This is a genomic window from Mycobacterium sp. PSTR-4-N (assembly GCF_022348085.1).
Classification (GTDB): Bacteria; Actinomycetota; Actinomycetes; order Mycobacteriales; family Mycobacteriaceae; genus Mycobacterium.
In genome coordinates this window covers 42,588-59,187 of record NZ_JAKRFN010000011.1, presented here as the reverse complement: position 1 = coordinate 59,187, position 16,600 = coordinate 42,588, and the positions used below count along the sequence as shown (strand labels likewise).

At 71.0% G+C, this 16,600-nt stretch carries 13 protein-coding genes; 8 read left to right on the top strand and 5 right to left on the bottom strand.

The features are described 5' to 3' along the window. Nucleotides 1-267 precede the first annotated feature (267 nt). Genes MHN84_RS16170 through MHN84_RS16145 form a run of 6 tightly spaced genes read left to right on the top strand, consistent with a single transcriptional unit; the run spans nucleotide 268 to nucleotide 4,865 of the window. On the top strand, nucleotides 268-810 hold the full coding sequence (locus MHN84_RS16170; RefSeq protein WP_241205546.1) for a hypothetical protein: 543 nt from the start codon (nucleotides 268-270) through the stop codon (nucleotides 808-810). A 37-nt stretch (nucleotides 811-847) separates the two neighbouring features. Then, nucleotides 848-2,260, top strand: a complete 1,413-nt coding sequence (gene zwf / locus MHN84_RS16165) for a glucose-6-phosphate dehydrogenase (RefSeq protein ID WP_241205545.1) — start codon at nucleotides 848-850, stop codon at nucleotides 2,258-2,260. Between the two features lie 9 nt (nucleotides 2,261-2,269). Beyond that, entirely contained in the window at nucleotides 2,270-2,893 is a 624-nt protein-coding gene (locus MHN84_RS16160) for a TIGR03085 family metal-binding protein (RefSeq protein WP_241205544.1), read from the top strand. 14 nt (nucleotides 2,894-2,907) lie between these two features. Continuing rightward, complete coding sequence (locus MHN84_RS16155) at nucleotides 2,908-3,840, top strand: LLM class F420-dependent oxidoreductase (protein WP_241205543.1); 933 nt, start codon at nucleotides 2,908-2,910, stop codon at nucleotides 3,838-3,840. 40 nt (nucleotides 3,841-3,880) lie between these two features. Further along, entirely contained in the window at nucleotides 3,881-4,327 is a 447-nt protein-coding gene (locus tag MHN84_RS16150; protein ID WP_308192953.1) for a hypothetical protein, read from the top strand. 25 nt (nucleotides 4,328-4,352) lie between these two features. After that, nucleotides 4,353-4,865, top strand: coding sequence for a hypothetical protein (locus MHN84_RS16145; RefSeq protein WP_241205541.1), 513 nt, complete (start codon nucleotides 4,353-4,355; stop codon nucleotides 4,863-4,865). On the opposite strand, the gene MHN84_RS29830 is transcribed toward MHN84_RS16145, so the two are convergent. From MHN84_RS29830 to MHN84_RS16120, 5 genes are all read right to left on the bottom strand, one after another. Next, complete coding sequence (locus tag MHN84_RS29830; RefSeq protein WP_304654324.1) at nucleotides 4,801-6,543, bottom strand: Hsp70 family protein; 1,743 nt, start codon at nucleotides 6,541-6,543, stop codon at nucleotides 4,801-4,803. The genes MHN84_RS16145 and MHN84_RS29830 overlap by 65 nt on opposite strands. Nucleotides 6,544-6,591: 48 nt before the next feature. After that, entirely contained in the window at nucleotides 6,592-8,073 is a 1,482-nt protein-coding gene (locus MHN84_RS16135; protein ID WP_241205646.1) for a dynamin-like GTPase family protein, read from the bottom strand. Nucleotides 8,074-8,101: 28 nt separating this feature from the next. Then, complete coding sequence (iniA, locus tag MHN84_RS16130) at nucleotides 8,102-9,931, bottom strand: isoniazid-induced dynamin-like GTPase IniA (protein ID WP_241205540.1); 1,830 nt, start codon at nucleotides 9,929-9,931, stop codon at nucleotides 8,102-8,104. Nucleotides 9,932-10,023: 92 nt separating this feature from the next. Further along, a complete protein-coding gene (locus MHN84_RS16125; RefSeq protein ID WP_241205539.1) occupies nucleotides 10,024-11,127 on the bottom strand; it encodes an IniB N-terminal domain-containing protein in 1,104 nt (367 codons plus the stop codon). A 254-nt stretch (nucleotides 11,128-11,381) separates the two neighbouring features. Beyond that, entirely contained in the window at nucleotides 11,382-11,924 is a 543-nt protein-coding gene (locus MHN84_RS16120) for an Rv0340 family IniB-related protein (RefSeq protein WP_241205538.1), read from the bottom strand. Nucleotides 11,925-12,160: 236 nt separating this feature from the next. On the opposite strand from MHN84_RS16120, the gene MHN84_RS16115 reads away from it, so the two are divergent. Together MHN84_RS16115 and iniR are read left to right on the top strand one after the other, a co-directional pair. Next, nucleotides 12,161-13,966, top strand: coding sequence for an Hsp70 family protein (locus MHN84_RS16115; RefSeq protein ID WP_241205537.1), 1,806 nt, complete (start codon nucleotides 12,161-12,163; stop codon nucleotides 13,964-13,966). Nucleotides 13,967-13,974: 8 nt separating this feature from the next. Continuing rightward, a complete protein-coding gene (gene iniR / locus MHN84_RS16110) occupies nucleotides 13,975-16,506 on the top strand; it encodes an isoniazid response ATPase/transcriptional regulator IniR (RefSeq protein WP_241205536.1) in 2,532 nt (843 codons plus the stop codon). Nucleotides 16,507-16,600 lie beyond the last annotated feature (94 nt).

Genomic DNA, 16,600 nt, shown 5'->3' with positions numbered 1-16,600 from the left:
GTGTCACTCAACTGTCGAAGTGGTCAACGGGGCGTCCGCGCCATTTGTTCCCCGCGACCCGCGAGAGTGCCGTCAGCGTCGTCGCACCGCGACCCCCGCTACCTTCAGGGCACTTTCGCGGGGCGCGTTCCGGCGGGAGCGCACTCAAGGCTGTGAACACGCGCATTACACGACCATGGCTTCTCAGCGGGCGGGTGCGCAGTACTTCTACGCTCGTCCGCGAGTCACTCCCGTCACACCGATCACATGCTGCGTACGCTGGGCCAGGTGAACACGCGGCTGGTGGCGGCAGGCTTGCTGGCCATTGCCGCGCTCACCGGCTGCCAGTCCTCGATCGAGGGCGTCGCCACCCGCAGCCCGGACACCGGCATCGAGCCCGACTTCCCCACGCCGCGGCCCAGCCGCTCGACGCCTCCGCCGCCGAGTACACCTGAGCCCGCGCCGTCCCCGACGACCACCCGCGCACCGTCCGGCGAGGTGCTCAGCCCGCAGAACGGCTACGTGTTCATCGAGACCAAGTCCGGCAAGACCCGCTGCCAGCTCGATGAGCAGGAGGTCGGCTGCGAATCGGCCTTCACCAACGCTCCCGAGGTGGAGGGGGAGCCGGCCAACGGCGTGCGCTTGACCGCCGACGGCAGGGTGAGCTGGGTGCTCGGCAATCTCGGCGCCATTCCCGCCGTCACCCTGGACTACCGCACCTACTCCGCGCTCGGCTGGACCATCGACGCGACCGAAGACGGCACGACCTTCACCAATGACGGCACCGGGCACGGCATGACGATCAGCACCGAGGGCGTCGAGAGCTTCTAGGGTTTGACCAGCCCGCTGCGCCGGGAACAGCGTGCAGATGAGCTCACCCGATCCCGTCGCCCTCGTGCTCTTCGGTGCCCGCGGTGACCTGGCCCGCCGCATGCTGTTCCCGAGCCTCTACCGGTTGGCCGCGGCGGGTCTCCTGCCGGACGACTACGCCATCATCGGATCGGGACGCACCGCACCGGACAGCGTCGACGATTTCCGCGAGTCGGTGCGCGACGGCCTGGCCGATTCGATCGACGATCTGGACGACGAGGTCGTACAGAACCTGTTGCAACGGTTGGACTTCCAGTCTTCCAGCGCCGACGACGGCGCGGACCTGGCCGAGACCGTGAAACGCACCCAGGAAGAGCTCGGGCCCGACGCGACAACGCTCATCTACCTGTCGGTCCCCCCGACCGCGATGCAGCCCATGATCGCGATGCTGGGCCGCGAGGGTCTCGCGGAGGGGGCGCGCCTGGTGGTCGAGAAGCCCTTCGGTATCGACCTGGAGAGTTCCCGCGCCCTGCAGGAGACCATCACCTCGGTCGCCGACGAGGACCACATCTACCGCATCGACCATTTCCTGGGCAAGGAGGCGGTGCAGAACATCCTGGCGCTGCGGTTCGCCAACGGTTTGCTCGAACCCGCATGGAACGCAACACATGTCGAGTCCGTGCAGATCGACGTTCCCGAAGAACTCGGCCTGGAGGGCCGCGGCAGCTTCTACGAAGCCACCGGCTGCCTGCGCGACATGGTGTCGACCCATCTGTGCCAGGTGCTCGGCTTCGTCGCGATGGAACCACCCGCTACGTTGGACGCCGGCGATCTGCGGGAGGCCAAGGCCGCGGTGTTCGACGCGATGCGACCGCTGGACCCCCGGCGAGTGGTGTTCGGGCAGTTCGACGGTTACCGCGACGAGGACGATGTCGACGACAACTCACAGGTGGAGACTTTCGTCGCCGCGGAGATCCACATCGACAACGATCGGTGGCGAGACGTGCCGTTCTATCTACGTACCGGAAAAGCGTTGGCGGACAAGCGAAGGACCGTGACGTTGACGTTCCGAACCCCACCGTCCCCGTTCCCGGGCGACGCCCCTGAACCCGACGAACTCGCGCTGGACCTCACCGACACCCCGGTCGCCTCATTGGATGTCAACGTCAAGCGCCCGGGCCCCGACCTCGCGATCGAACGTCTCGGCTCGCGTCTGGAGCTCGCGCCGTCCGATCACGCCGATGACTCCCTGACCGCCTACGAGCGCCTTCTGCTCGATGTCATCCGCGGTGATCAGACGCTGTTCGCCCGCTCCGACGAGGTGGACCGGCTGTGGCAGGTGTGCCAGCCGGTGCTGGACGACCCGCCCCCGGTGCAGACGTATGAAAAGGGTTCGTGGGGGCCGCAATCCGCGTTGGAGCTGCCCGGCGAACGCGGCTGGCGACTGCCCGATCGACGCGACGACGATTAGGCTGGGGCCATGACCGTCGCCCAGCGGGAACGCGCCGCCCTGGTGTCCACGTTCCGCACTCTCTCGCCGGATGCTCCCACGCTGTGCGAGGGGTGGGACGCTCGCGAATTGGCCGCCCACCTCGTCGTGCGCGAACGCCGGCTCGACGCCGCGCCGGGCATCCTCATCCCCGCGCTCGCCGGCTACACCGACCGCGTGCAGAAACAGGTCTCCGCTGCGACGGACTGGGACGCGCTCGTCGACCAGGTGGCCGAGGGCCCACCGGTGTACTCGCCGTTCAAGCTGCTCGACCCGATCGCCAACGTGGCCGAGATGTTCATCCACCACGAGGACGTCCGGCGCGCACAGCCGGAGTGGGAACCCCGCCCGCTCGACGACCAGACCGTCTCCGCGCTTCGTCGCCCCGTCGGGCTGATGGCGCGGATGACGCTGCGCCGCTCCCCGGCCAAGGTGGTCCTGCAGACTCCGCAGGGCGAGCGGCTCGCGACGGCGGGACGCGGTCCCACGCTCACCGTCATCGGCGAGCCCGGCGAGCTGCTGCTGTTCATCACCGGCCGCGATGAAGCCCAGGTCGAGTTCGACGGCCCGCCCGAGCTGGTGGCCAAGGTGAAGGCCGCGCGCGGCGGACTGTGACAAAGGAGAAATCAGTGGACTTCCGCATCTTCGTCGAACCCCAGCAGGGCGCCTCCTACGCCGATCAGCTCGCGGTCGCACGGACGGCCGAAAGCGCCGGCTACTCTGCTTTCTTCCGATCCGACCATTACGTCGCGATGAGCGGCGACGGTCTGCCCGGCCCCACCGATTCCTGGGTGACGCTCGCGGGCCTGGCCCGCGAGACCACGTCCATCCGCCTCGGCACCATGGTCACCTCGGCGACCTTCCGACATCCGGGACCGCTGGCCATCTCGGTTGCGCAGGTGGACGAGATGAGCAGTGGCCGTGTCGAATTCGGCATCGGTGCGGGATGGTTCGAAGCCGAGCACAAGGCGTACGCGATCCCGTTCCCGCCGCTGGGCGAGAGGTTCGACCGGCTGACCGAACAGCTCGAGATCATCACCGGGCTCTGGACCACCGAGAGCGGCCAGACCTTCGACTACGACGGCACCCATTACAGCGTCGCGGACTCCCCTGCGCTGCCCAAGCCGGTCCAGTCGCCCCATCCACCGATCATCATCGGCGGCGGCGGGGCCAAGCGGACCCCGGCGCTGGCGGCGCGCTTCGCCGCGGAGTTCAACATCCCGTTCGTGCCGTTGGACACGCTGAGCACGCAGTTCGGCCGGGTCGCCGATGCCGTCGAGGCAGCGGGCCGGCCTGCCGATTCGATCGTCTACTCGGCTGCTTTCGTGGTGTGTGCGGGTCGTGACGACGACGAGGTGGCCCGACGGGCCTCGGCCATCGGCCGCGAGGTCGACGAGTTGCGCGCCAACTCCCCGACGGTCGGTTCACCCGACGAGATCGTCGACAAGCTCGGCCCTTTCATCGAGGCCGGCGTCCAGCGCGTCTACCTGCAGGTCCTCGACATGTCCGACCTCGACCACGTCGATTTCTTCGCCGAGGCCGTCGCTCCCCAGCTCGGCTGAGTCAGCGGACCGAGCCGGCCCGCGGTTACTATCGGTGGCCGTGACCAGGCCGGATCGAGACGAGGGCGCGCACCGCGATGCGTCGGAGGTGCCGTGGCACAACCGGACCTCGACACTTCTCGGCGCCAGCGTGCTCGCGCTCGCGGTCATCGCGGCGCTGATCGCCGGCGGTTTGTGGCTGGGCCGCCAGTTCACCGAGCCGGAGCAGGCGCCACTGAACTACGTCGATCCCACGTTCCCGAGCGCGTCCGAATCCGCGTCGTCGACACCGACCACCACGGAGACGATCACCAGCACGAGCCCGCCGGTGACCACGGACATCAACCCGGAGTCGACCCCGCCGACCACCACGGAATCCGAGACACCGAGCACCTCGCGGCCACCCCGTACTTCGCGCACCCGCGACGACGACGATGACGACGACGCCACGACGACGCGCAAACGACCCAGGACCAACGTGACACGCACGCTCTACCCGGGCACATAGCGGCGAGAGCCTACTATCGGGATCCGTGGCGCGATACGGATCCGGTGACGACGACAACTACTACTCCGACGACGATGCGACCCAGGTCAGCAACTACGGACAGGGCGGATACCCGGACGACTACCAAGGCGGCTACGACCAGCCCACGCCGTGGTACCGCAAGCCCGCCGCGCTGGTGGCGTTCGGCGCGCTCGGCGCGGTCATCGTCGCGCTGATCATCTACGGCCTGGCCAAGGCCATCACCGGGGACGCCCCGTCGGAGCCGACGACCACGCCGCTGACGCCGCTGACGTCGAGTTCCGCGCCGGCGGTCGCGCCGAGTTCGACCGTCGACGAGACGACCGCGACCACCACGGAGACCACTTCTCCCACGTCGACCACGACCACGACGCCGACGACCACCGAGACCACCAGCCCGACCACGACGACGACTCCGTCGACATCGGTGAGTACGAGTACGAGTACCAGTACCGTCACGCAGACGGAGACGGAGACGGAGACGGTGACGCAGTCGTCGGCTCCACCTCCGGCGCCGTAGTCGTCGCGGGCGCCTCGCTGGAGGGCGCCTCGCTGGTGGGCGCCGGTTCGGACGTCTGGGTCGGCGCCTCGCTGGTTGGCGCCTCGCTGGTGGGCGTCGGTGTGGGTTCCGGAGTGGACGACGGCGCCGGCGTGGGACTGGGCTTGGGCGTCGGCGCCGGGAACGTGAACTGCGGCAATGGGATTCGCGGCCACACCGGAGCAGGAGCCGCGGGCGCCGGGGCTGGGGCAGGCGCCGCGGGTGCTGGCGCCGGAGCGGGCGCCGCGGGTGCTGGAGCCGGGGCGGCCTCCTTGGCGACCACCTGCCCCTGGGGAGCCGCCGGCGCCGGGGCAGCCTGAACGGCGGCTTGCTGGGGCGCTGGTGCGGCCCGGACCGTCTGCGTGACGGTGTCGGCCGGGGGTGCCACCGACGGTTCGAGCGCGTGCATGGCGACGGGCGTGCTGATGCCCGACGCCGGCGTGGTCTCGTCACTGCGGGCGATCTGGGTCGTCAGCAACACCGCCGCTGTGGCGATGGCCGCGGCGCACGCTGCGCCGGCGAGCCACACCGGGGCAGCAGCACGCTTCTTCGCTGGGGTCTCATCGTCAGCGGGCGGGGTGAAGTGCACCGCGGGCCGGGCAGCACCGGTGTCTGCGCCACCTTCGGCGGCGGGGATGGCGAACTGGGTCTCTTCGGCGTCGATGTCCTCCGCCGACCAGGCCAGTGCGGGTGCGAGGACGGTGTCGGGTGCGGGCACCGCGACGGTGGCGGCCTGCTGGTCGACGCTGCGCCGCGCGAGCAGCTCAGCTCCGCTGGCTGCAGCGATCTGCGGGTGCGCGGTGGTGCGCACCGGGCAGCGCAGGGCGTCGGAGAGCCGCTGCGTCACCAGCGGAATGCGGGCTCCCCCGCCGACGGTGATGACCGCGGCCGGTGCGACGCGCGCGCGGTGCACGACGTCGAGGATCACCGCGACCAGGCGATCGAGCGGTTCGGCGATCAGCGCCTCGAGCTCGCCGCGGGTCACGCGGACCGGGCCGCGGGCGCCGACCAGTGCGGTCGCGGTCACCTGCGAGAGCCGCTCCTTGGCGGCCCGGCTCTCAGCCCGCAGATCGTGCAGCGAGGCCACAGCGGAGGTACCGGCCGGGTCGAGGTTCAACCCGTCGAGCACATGGCGCAGCAGCGCCTGATCGACGAGGTCGCCGGAGAAGTCATCGCAGCGCACGGTCGGCCCGATCGCGGCGAACCCCGTGCCGGCGTCGGCGAGCGTGATGCTGGTGCCGCCGGCACCGAAGTCGCAGAGCAGGACCACGCCCCGCGTCGGCAAGCCGGGGCCTGCGGCGATCGCGGTCAGCGCTGCGGTCGAGTCAGGGACGATGACAAGGTGTGGCGCGGCGTCGCGCAGCGCGGCGACCGCGGTGTCCGACCAGTGACCGGGCACCGCGACGGCGCCCAGCTCCGGCCGGTATCGCGGGGAGGCCTGCCGGGTGGCGGCCTCGATCGCGGCAGCGGCCAGGCGATCGGCCCGGTGCGCGGAGCCGTCGGTGGCCAGCATCGGCACCGGATCTCCGACGCGCTCGACGAAGCCGGTCATCGTCACGCCGGGCCGAACAGTCACGGCGGCGGGCCGGACGACCGGCCGGCCGCCGGCCACGGCGACGAGGTTCGCCGAACCCAGCGAGATCCCCACGGAAGTGCGCATAACTCTTCATCGCTCGGCGCGGCCGAAACGTTAAGTGCTCGCCGACACTCAGGAATAGCCCGCGACCAGCGCTTCGGCACTGCGCACCGCGGCCCGGCAGGCCCGCGTGGTGAAGGGGTCGTTGAGCGGGTGCTCGGCGCGACGACGCCAGCGTTGCGCCGCGGCGAACGCGGCCCGGGGACCGTCGTCGGCGGTCTCGGGGGTGAGCCCGAGCCGGCTCGCCGCGTCGGCGCCGGACCCGCCGATCAGCCGCCGCAGCGAGGCCATCTCGTCGGGGTTCAGCGTCGTCGGGAGGGACCGCAGCGCGCTGAGCAATCGCAGCTCCTCGAAGGCGTGCGTGTCGGCGAGCAGCGGCTCGATGTCGGCGAGGATGTGCGGCGTGGCGGGGATCGGATTGCGGGTGACGATCTCCCGCAGTGTCAGCAGAGCAGTGTGCGCCTTGAGCAGGTCCGAGCGTTGGGCGAACTGCTGGTCGATCACCTCGCGCAGCGCGACCAGCCCGCTGCGCTCGAGCAGCTCGTCGGCCAGCGCCACCGAGTCGCTGACCCCGGCGCGCAGCACGGCGATCGAGATCCGGATGCCGAACATCCCGAAACGGTCGAGCAGCGCGGCGCGCGTGGCGGGATCCACCGGCAGCGTGCTGTCCTCGCGGACGAAGCGGTCGACCGACAGCATCGCCTTCGTCAGCTCGGCGGCGTCGACGCCGGCGAGCTTCTCCAGCGCGACGAACTCGCTCTGCCGCAGGGTGCGTGCGGTCAGCGCGAGCAGGCCCGACACCGGCACCACGGCCTGGCAGATCCCGGTACGGTCCATCTCGGCGGTGAACCGCTGAGCGACATCGCGGGCCGACATCATCGCGTCGATGCGGCCGGCCCCGATCTCGTCGGCCCGGGACGCGACGCCGATCACGCCGAGCGCGCCGGCCGAGCCGCCGACCAGCTCACCGATCTGTTGGAGCAGCGCGATGTCGGCGGCGTTGAGGGTGCGCAGCAGGAACACGACCGCGTCCACGCGCGGTATCCCGTCGGCCGGGACGAGCAGGCGCAACGTGCGGGCGGACACGTCGCGGGACAGCGACGACGTGCCCGGGGTGTCGATGATCGTCGCGTCGACCAGCTCGGCGGCCGGCCATTCGACGTCGAGGTCGACGACGTCGTCGGGGTCGAGCCGGGCCAGGTCGAACGTCAGGCCCCGGTCGGTCGGGTCGCGGGTGATCGGCACGTTGGAGCGGTGGCCGTCGCGGTGGTTGGCGCTCACCCGCGGGGTCGGTCCGTGCCGGAACCACGTCACGATGCGGGTGGCCTCGGTGGCGTCGGTGGGGGCGATGGTGTCGCCGACGAGCGCGTTGACCAGGGTCGATTTACCGGCTTTGAGCGTGCCGGCCAACGCGATGCGCATCGGCTGGTTGAGCCGGTGACCGACACCGGCGAGCTCGTGATGCAGCGCGGGGCGGTCGCGGTAGGCAGGGTCGCCCCGGTAGGCGGCGATGGTGCCGCCGAGGATCGCCCGCACGCGGTCGCTGGTGCTCAGTGCCGTCCCGTCCTGCTCGCCCGACTGTCTAGCTCCTCGAGCTTAGTGACCCCTCGGCGACGAGCTTGTCGGCGTGCTCGACGACCTGGCGCAGGATGTTGAGCTGCCGTTCGAGTTCCTTGACGCGGCCCGCGTGTTCGGTCTCGGCCACCTTGGCCGCGGCCAGCGTCGCCTGAAGCGACTCGTTGAGAGAGCGGCTGGTCTGGTTGGCGATCTCGCGGTAGTGGTCGCGCAGCTGCCGCTGGATCGCCTTGAGCCGGTCGCGGGACTCCTTGCCGACGACGAACGCGACGTCGTCGACGAACCGGCGCACGTTGGTCTTGGCCTCGTTGCGCACCCGCAGCATCCGGTTCTCCATGTCCTCCTTGTAGGCCTTGCGGCCCAGCACGAGGCCGGCGCCCAGCGACAGCGGGTTGAACATGCCCAGCCCGGCGAACGAGGTCAGCATGCCGAACATCAGCACGCCGCCGTAGGAGCCGCGCATCCCGGTGACGATCTTGTGGCCGGTCTTGATGGGCTTGGCTTCCAGGTGGGCCAGCGACGAGAACTCGGCGAACTCCGCCCCCATGGCGCGCGGGTCAAGGGCGGGCATCTGCACCGAGTCCAGCCCGGCCTCGGAGAAGGTACGGGCCACCTCGGCGGCGAGCGTCTCGGCGCGCCGGTAGGCCCAGACGAAGTTGTCGCCGACCGCGGTCGCGACGGCGTCTTCGAGTTCGGCGCCGATCTCGGCCCACTGCAAGGTCGGGTCGCCGGCGTCGATCACCGCTTCGGTGTGGAAGGTGATCGTCCGAAACCGTTGCCGCAGATCATGATCCACGTCTGCTGTCAGATCGGCGATGCCGTCGGAGAGCACCTGCTGCCACAGCGCGGTCTGCTGCAGCGCGTCCTGGGCCTCCTGCTTGCGCGCCTCCAGGTCGGCGGTCAGCTTCTCCCGGGTGTGTGGGTCGCTGAGTGCGGACAGTTCGGCCTGCGCGGCGAGCATCAAATGCTCTGCGGCGGAGCGGATTTCGCCGAGTGCGTGGTTGCGGACGCGGCCCTTCTGCCGTCCGAGCACCTCTTCGGAGAGGAACGTCACGATCGCCGGGAAGTTGGATTCCTCGTTGAGTTCCTTGTCGTTGAGCTGCACGGCGTGGCTGCGCAGCACCGACGACGCGGGAATCATCGGTGTGGTGACGCCGGCACGGCGCAGGTGTGCGGCGTTGGCGTCGACGACCTGCCGCCAGTGCGGGTACAGGTCGGTCTTCGTCGCCACGATCGCCGCGACGGGGCACACCTCGAGCGCTTGACGCAGGAACGTCATCTCGGGCTCGGTGAATTCGGCGCTGGTGTCGCTGATCAGCAGCATCGCGTCGGCGTCGGGCAATAGCCCCAGCGTCGCCGACAGGTGCGGTTGCCCGTGCCCGCCCACCCCCGGGGTGTCGACGAAGGCGAGGCCGCCTTTGAGTAGCGGGCTCGGCGCCGTCACCTCGATGCGCAGCACGTCCCGGCCGCGGGCCGCCGGAGCCCGGCGCAGATCGGTCCCCAGGTCGGTGACCGGGATCTCGACCAGCTCCGGCTCGTCGCCACCTTCGCGGGCCACCACGAGCCGGGCGGACGCCGGCTCGCCGTAGGACACCAGCGTGGGCAGCACCGTCGACTCGTCGTCGCCGACGCGGGCGACCGGCATGTTGAGCAGCGAGTTGAGCAGGTGGCTCTTGCCCTGCTTGAGCTGCCCGGCGATCACGACCCGGATCTGCGGATCCTCGACACGGGCCTTGGCCCGGGCGAGCCGGGCCGCCAGATCACCGCGCTGACGGGTCTCGGCGATCGCGCTGGTGTGGTCGAGGAGCTCGATCAGCACCCGGTTCGGTTGGGTCATGACGGCCCCTCTCGTCGGCGGCACTATCGGTGATCAACGGTAAACGCGGCGCCGGCGGGGACCGGTGTGGTCCCCGCCGGCTGGTGGATGGATCAGAATGCGTCGAGCACCGGGTTGTGGGACGCGATGTCGGGGTTGTGCGACGCCACGTCGTTGTTGAAAGCGCTGGAGTTGTGCGAGGCGATGTCGGTGTGCGACGACAACCCGGCGTCGTTGCCCGAGAACAGCGACGTGTCGGTGTGATTGCCCGACCCGATCGCGGTCTCGTTGCCCGATCCGATGTTGGACTCGTAGCTGGTGGAGTGGTCCTCGATCGACGTGTCGTGCGAGGTCTCGGTGTCGACCGAGGTGTGAGTCGAGTCGTCCACCGAGTTGTGGCTGCCGGAGTCGCCACCGATGGTGGTCTGTGTGCCGCTGTTGGCATGGCTGTCGGAGACGATGATCGAGCCGGCATTGCCGCCGTCGCCGCCCGCGGAGTTGCCGCTCCCGATGCCGAGCAGGCTGCCGCCGCCGTGCGAGCCACCGCCGCTGCCGCCGGACAGGTCGTTGTCCTTGATCACGGCGCCGGAGTTGTCGGAGACCACGTCACCGGCCGCGTGCTGGCTGCTGTCCTCGATCTCGTTGCCGCTACCCACCGCGACGTGTGAGCCCGACCCGGCGAGGATGTCGCCGTTGTTGACGTCGTTGTTGTTGCCGAGCACGGCGCCGTCGCCGCTGACGATGTCGCCCTTGTTGTCGCCGTCGACCACGACGCCGCCGTTGGTGGCGGTGTTCGTGCTCTTGTCACCGAGGGTGATGTCGCCGAAGCCGAGGTTGAACGCGCCGTTCTGGGCGTTCGCGCCCGCGTCCTGGACCGGGCTGGCCACCGGGACATTGTTCCCGCTGAGCAGGTCGGTGTTCGTCTCGGGGGCGAAGGTGTTCTGCGGGGCCCAGGAGGTCTGGGGCGAGAACGGGGAGGCGAAGCTGGACGCCAGCTGGTGGTGGTCGGACACAGCGCGCTGCAGCCCGACGATCGGGTCGCCGCCGCCGAGCGCGTAGCCGGCCGGTGCGGCGGTGGCCGCGACCGAGGCGAGCTGCGCGGCGGTCACGTTCGGCAGGCCGGCGTCGCGCAGGGCGCCGTCGGGGTCGATGACGAACGAGGCGGCCGACGCGGGGCTGCGGAACAGGTCGAGGATGAAGTCGATCAGAGTCGTCATGGCAGTGCCTTTCTGGGATGCACTCGCCGGTTCTCCCCGGCGATCTGGAGACCACGTTATGGACTGCACATCGGCCCGGAAACGGGGATGCCACCCGCTGCTGCAGAAGCCCCATGCGGGATTCCCGGCTATCCCGGTTAGGGGATTAGGGGGTGCATTGGGGAGACGGGGGATATACCGCTTCTGACCGGCTCAGCGCACCAAAAAGCCCGCGCAGACGGGTCTGCGCGGGCTTCGGAGGGAACTCCGGGCGATCAGTGGAACAGATCGACGTCCGGCAGGTGGTCGACCGGATGAACGTCATGGACGTCGTTCATGTCCCCACTGATGTCGTGGACCCACTGCTCGGCGCCCGCGGGTTCGGCGAGGCCCGCGTGCTCGACCGCCGGGTCGTCCAGCTGCACCGACGGGACCGCATCCGGTGTGGGGACGGCCGGGGCCACGTCCCACGTGTCGTCGAGGTGGTCGACGATGGCGGGCACGGAGTGTTCGGTGTCGATCACTCGAGCAGAGGGCACGTGGTCGTCGAAAGCGTCGAACGCCGCGCTGGCAGCTCCGCTGGACCAGACGTTGGGGACCGCGTCGAGGCCGGGATCGGCGAAGGCGTCGAAGCTGTGTGCCGGCACCGCCGTCGACAGTGATTCCGCCACGACAGGGAGGAGATTCTGCACGTCGGCGCTGGTCACATCGGTCAGATGGGCATCGGCGAGAGCCTGCGCCGGATCGGCGGCATAGGCCGCCGCCGCGGCCGGATCACGAACGAGCGACACCACGAAGTCGACCAGTGAGTTCGCCACGTCCCGACCTTCCCCTCGACATCCACTTGGCTTCTGTGTGCTCGATGCTATCGGCGCAGCGCCGTCGGCGGATCGGTGCTGAGCCCACCCCGCATCTAGGGCCATTAGGGGATGGCACATTAGGGGCATTCGCGACACTAGGGGCGCGTGCCCGGCACGGCGGCGTCCCACCGTTAAGGTGGTGTGCGGTCCACAGCACGGGACGGGCCGGACGGCCGAGGAGGGACACCAGCGCCATGACCGAACCACTGGGGTTGTCGATCGGGATGACGAACCTGGTGGCCGCGCGCGTCGGCCGGCCACCGGTGACGCGCCGGGCGATCCTGACCGTCTATCCCGATCGAGCCCCGGAGGTCGGGGTCCCGAGCGACCCCTCGACCGATCCAGCGCAGGCCGGACAGGTGTTGAGCGGGTTCGTCGACCGGGTCGGGGATCCGGTTCCGCTGGTGGCCGCCGACGGTTCCGCGCATCGCGGAGAGGTCGTGCTCGCCGAGGCGTTGGCCGCGATGGCGCGCCTGGTCGACGGCGGCTCTCCGGTGGCCATCGCCGTCCCCGCGCACTGGGGGCCGGGAACACTCGGAGCCCTGCGCGGCGCGCTGCGAAGCCGCCCGATCCTCGCGCCGAACGGCGTGCCCGCCGCGCTCATCCCCGACGCCTCCGCAGCGCTGGCCGCCTTGCAGGCCGCGCCGGGACTGCCGGATCAGGGCGTGGTCGTCCTGGTCGACCTCGGCGGCAGCGGGACCAGCGTCACGCTTGCCGACGCGGGCGCCAACCTGGATCTGGTCGGCCAAACGGTGCGGTATCCGGACTTCTCCGGCGACGGGATCGACCAGCGTCTGCTCGACCACGTGCTGGCGGGCATCGCCGACGCCAATGACGCGGACCCCGCGGGCACGACCGCGGTCGGCTCCCTGGCCCGGCTGCGGGACGAATGCCGCCAGGCCAAAGAGCGGCTGTCCGAGCAGACCGCGACCGTGGTGCCCGCTGAGCTGCCCGGAGTCCGGTCCGACATCCGGGTCACCCGGCCCGAGCTCGAGCAACTGATCGGCGAACCTCTCGACGGCCTCCTCGGTGTCATCGACGACGCGTTGCAGCGTGCCGCCGTCCCCGCGGCCGGTGTCGCGGCCATCGCCACTGTCGGCGGTGGAGCGGCCATACCTCTTGTCACCCAGCGGCTGTCGGAACGTCTCCGCGCACCGGTGATCACCACGCCGGAGCCGGCGCTCAACGTCGCCGCAGGTGCGGCTCTGGTGGCCAACCAGAGTCTCGACGCCCAGGCCGCCACCGGCCTCGCCCCCGCAGCCGGGGAGCCGACAGCGATGGCACCCGCGGCGTGGGCAGCGGGCGCGGCGGGCCTGGCCGCCGGTCAGGCCGCCGACGACGGGGCGGCATCGGCGACCTTCCGTGCTCTGGCGTGGTCGCAGGACGACGATCCTGCAGGTGAACCCGTGCCGTACGCCGGCGAAGACTACGTGGCCTCGCCGGATCCGGCTCGGCCGCCGGTGGCCTTCGCTCCTGATGAGACCCAGTACGACGACGTCGCGCCGCTGCCCTGGTACAAACGCCCGCCCGTGCTGTTCGGCATCGCTGCCGCCGCTGCGCTGCTGGCAGCCGGCGGCCTGGCCATCACCTTGACCAGCTCGGACGGAGACCCGGGCACGGTCACCGAGACCGCGACACCGCCCGCGGCGTCGTCGCCGGTCGAACTCCCGCCTCCGGTCACCACGGTGACCATCGGCCCCGACGGTGTCGCGACCACCACCGTGAGCCAGCCCCCGCCACCACCGCCCTCGTCGACGACGGACGCCACCCCGCCGTCGTCGACGACGACCACCTCACCGACCACCACCACGACCACGAGCACCACCACGACCACGACGACCACCGCGCCGACCACGACGACGACACGCACCACGACCACCCGCCCGACGACGACGCAACCGCCCACCACCACGGCGGCTCCCCCGACGACGACGGCCGCGCCGCCCACGACAGAGGCGCCACCGGCGACCACGACGGTCGTCCCGGACACCGGCGCCTGATCTCGGCGATGACCGGTCCCGGGCCCCGGCTCACCGACGTGCCGCCGGCGGCGCGCGAAGCGGTCGGTCTGGTCGAGCGCGACCCCCACGCGCCGACGAAGCTGCTGGTGACGGGTGGGATCGGGACAGGCAAGTCCACGGTGTTGGCGGCGCTGCGTCAGCTGTTGCGAGCTGCCGGCCGGGCCGTGCTGTCCCGGCCGCCCCGTCCGGGCGACACCGAGGGCGCGGCGGTGTTGATCGACGACGCCGACCTGCTCGAGACCGACGACGTCGACCGGGTCACCGCGCTGGTCGCCGAGCCTGCGGCGACGGTGGTCATCGGGGCGCAGCCGCTCGCGCATCACGCCGCGCTGCGGCGCCTGTTCCTCGCACTCGAGCGGGAGAACCTGCCCGTCGCGCTCGGTCCGCTGACGCCGGTCGACGTGGGCAGGATGACCGCCGCCGCACTCGGGGAGCCCGCCGCTGCGGACACGGTCCGGATGCTCGTGGCCGCCGCCGCCGGCCTGCCGTTTCTGCTGCGGCCCGCGATCGGCTCGGTGGGCGAGGGGAACCGTGCGGTGCGCCAAGCCGCACGGTTCGCGCTGGTCGAACGTCTCCACCGCCTCGATGAACCGTTGCTCGACACGCTGCTCGTCTCGTCGCTGGCCCCGGGCCTCGGACCCGATGACGTCGCGGCCGGACTGCGCATGACACCCGACGAGGCGCGGGGCGCCGTCGACCGTGCACGCGCCGGCGGACTTCTCGATCCCTTCCATCCCCCGGGTTTCGCCCGCGACGTCCACGACGCCGTCGCGTCGATCGTCGGCGCCGCGCACCACCACGACGTCGAGGTGTCGATTTTGACGTCACAGGTGGCGACCTCGACCCTGACGCCCGAGCTCGCGCTGCAGCTGGCCGAGCACGGCTTGCGGGACGAGCGGCTGGCCGCCGCGCTGACCGAACTGGCCGGACAGGACACCGTGGCACCGGCACGCGCTGCGCGGCTGTACCGGGCGGCGGCGCGCGCGGGCGACTCGGTGCCGGCAGTGCACCTGGCCGACGCCCTCGCGCTCACGGGAGACTGCGCGACGGCGGCCCGGCTGGCCGACGACATGTTGACCTCGTCAGACACCGCAGACCGGGCCGGCGCCGTGCGCATCGCGGCGAGTATCGCGTTGCACGACGGCAACTCGGCCCAGGCCCGCGATCTGTTCGCCTGGCTGGGGTCGGCGCCCGATGCCTTCGAGGACCCCACCGTCGGTGCCGCTGCGACGATCTCCGCGATGGCCGCCGGCGACGCGGCCGCAGCCCGTGCCGGCACGGACGCGCCCCGATCGGGTCCGCCCACCTCGGCGGCGCGGGCCGCGCGCGCCGTCACCGACGGGTTGGTGCTGACGTTGGACGCGCCGTATCCCGTGGCGCTCACCCGTCTCAGCCAGGCCATCGGCACCGACGCGAACCCGCCCGTCGTCACCCCCGACACCCCGGCCGCGCTGGTGACGCTGGCCGCATTGCACGGCGGCGATCCGGTACGCGCCAGATCGGTGATCGGGCGCGCCGTGCGCGAGGGATCCGACCGGGACGGCGACCACGGATCGGATGCGATCTTCGTCACGTATCGGCACCGGCTCCTGCACGGGTGGACGCTGATGCAGGATGGGCATCTGCAGGCCGCCGCCGCGGCCGCCGCGGCGGCACCCGGGCAGCACGTGCATCGGCGCGACGCGCTGTGGGCTGCGGCGCTGCAGACGGCCATCGCCCGCCGCGGCGGTGACACCGGCGCGATGCAGCAGCACTGGTATGCGGCGATGGAGGTGCTCGCCGAGTGCGCGACCGATCTGTTCTCGTTGCTACCTCTCGGCGAACTGTGGACGGCCGCCGCGCGGATGCGGCAGGTCGACCGGCTGCGGCACGCGGTGGACCAGGCCTTCGAGGTGCTGGCCGGGCTCGGGAATCCGGTGCTGTGGTCGGTGCCGCTGCACTGGGCCGGGGTGCACGCGGGGATCCTGGCGAACTCCCCCGGCGACGTCGCGCCGCACGGTCAGGCGCTGACCGCCGCCGCAGCGCACTCGACCATGGCGAAAGTGCTGGCCACGGCGGGGCGCACCTGGTTACGGGTACTCGCCGATGCCGTCGACACCGACGAGGTGGCCGCCGCGGCGAGAGGCCTCGCGCATGTGGGGCACACCTCCGATGCGACCCGGCTGGCCGGGCAGGCCGCCCTGCACACCACCGATCCGCGGGTGTCCCAGGCGATGCTGCAGTTGGCTCGCGACCTCAAGCAGGCGGTCGCGGCACCGGAGGCGCCCGTCGATTCCGACGATCCGCGTCCGTCCAGCCCGCCGGCGCGCACGCGGTCGGCCGCCACGCTGTCCGAACGCGAACGGGAGGTCGCGGAGTTGCTCCTTCAGGGTCTGCCCTACCGCGACATCGGGGCACAGCTGTTCATCTCCGCCAAGACGGTGGAGCATCACGTCGCCCGAATCCGTCGCCGGCTGGGTGCGGAATCGCGGTCGGAAATGTTGTCGATGCTCAGGGTGATGCTGGCTCCGGCGACCTGACCAACCGGTAGTTAGGGCGACCTTCGTAGCGCCGATTCCTCGCATGATGCGACTATGAGCTGGCAGCGAGCTAAGTTACTTGTCAGTAACATGG

Coding starts and splice junctions, on each gene's coding strand:
- zwf (WP_241205545.1), top strand. CDS start 848: ATGAGCTCACCCGATCCCGTCGCCCTCGTGCTCTTCGGTGCCCGCGGT.
- MHN84_RS16160 (WP_241205544.1), top strand. CDS start 2,270: ATGACCGTCGCCCAGCGGGAACGCGCCGCCCTGGTGTCCACGTTCCGC.
- MHN84_RS29830 (WP_304654324.1), bottom strand. CDS start 6,543: ATGCGCACTTCCGTGGGGATCTCGCTGGGTTCGGCGAACCTCGTCGCC.
- iniA (WP_241205540.1), bottom strand. CDS start 9,931: ATGACCCAACCGAACCGGGTGCTGATCGAGCTCCTCGACCACACCAGC.
- MHN84_RS16125 (WP_241205539.1), bottom strand. CDS start 11,127: ATGACGACTCTGATCGACTTCATCCTCGACCTGTTCCGCAGCCCCGCG.
- MHN84_RS16115 (WP_241205537.1), top strand. CDS start 12,161: ATGACCGAACCACTGGGGTTGTCGATCGGGATGACGAACCTGGTGGCC.
- iniR (WP_241205536.1), top strand. CDS start 13,975: ATGACCGGTCCCGGGCCCCGGCTCACCGACGTGCCGCCGGCGGCGCGC.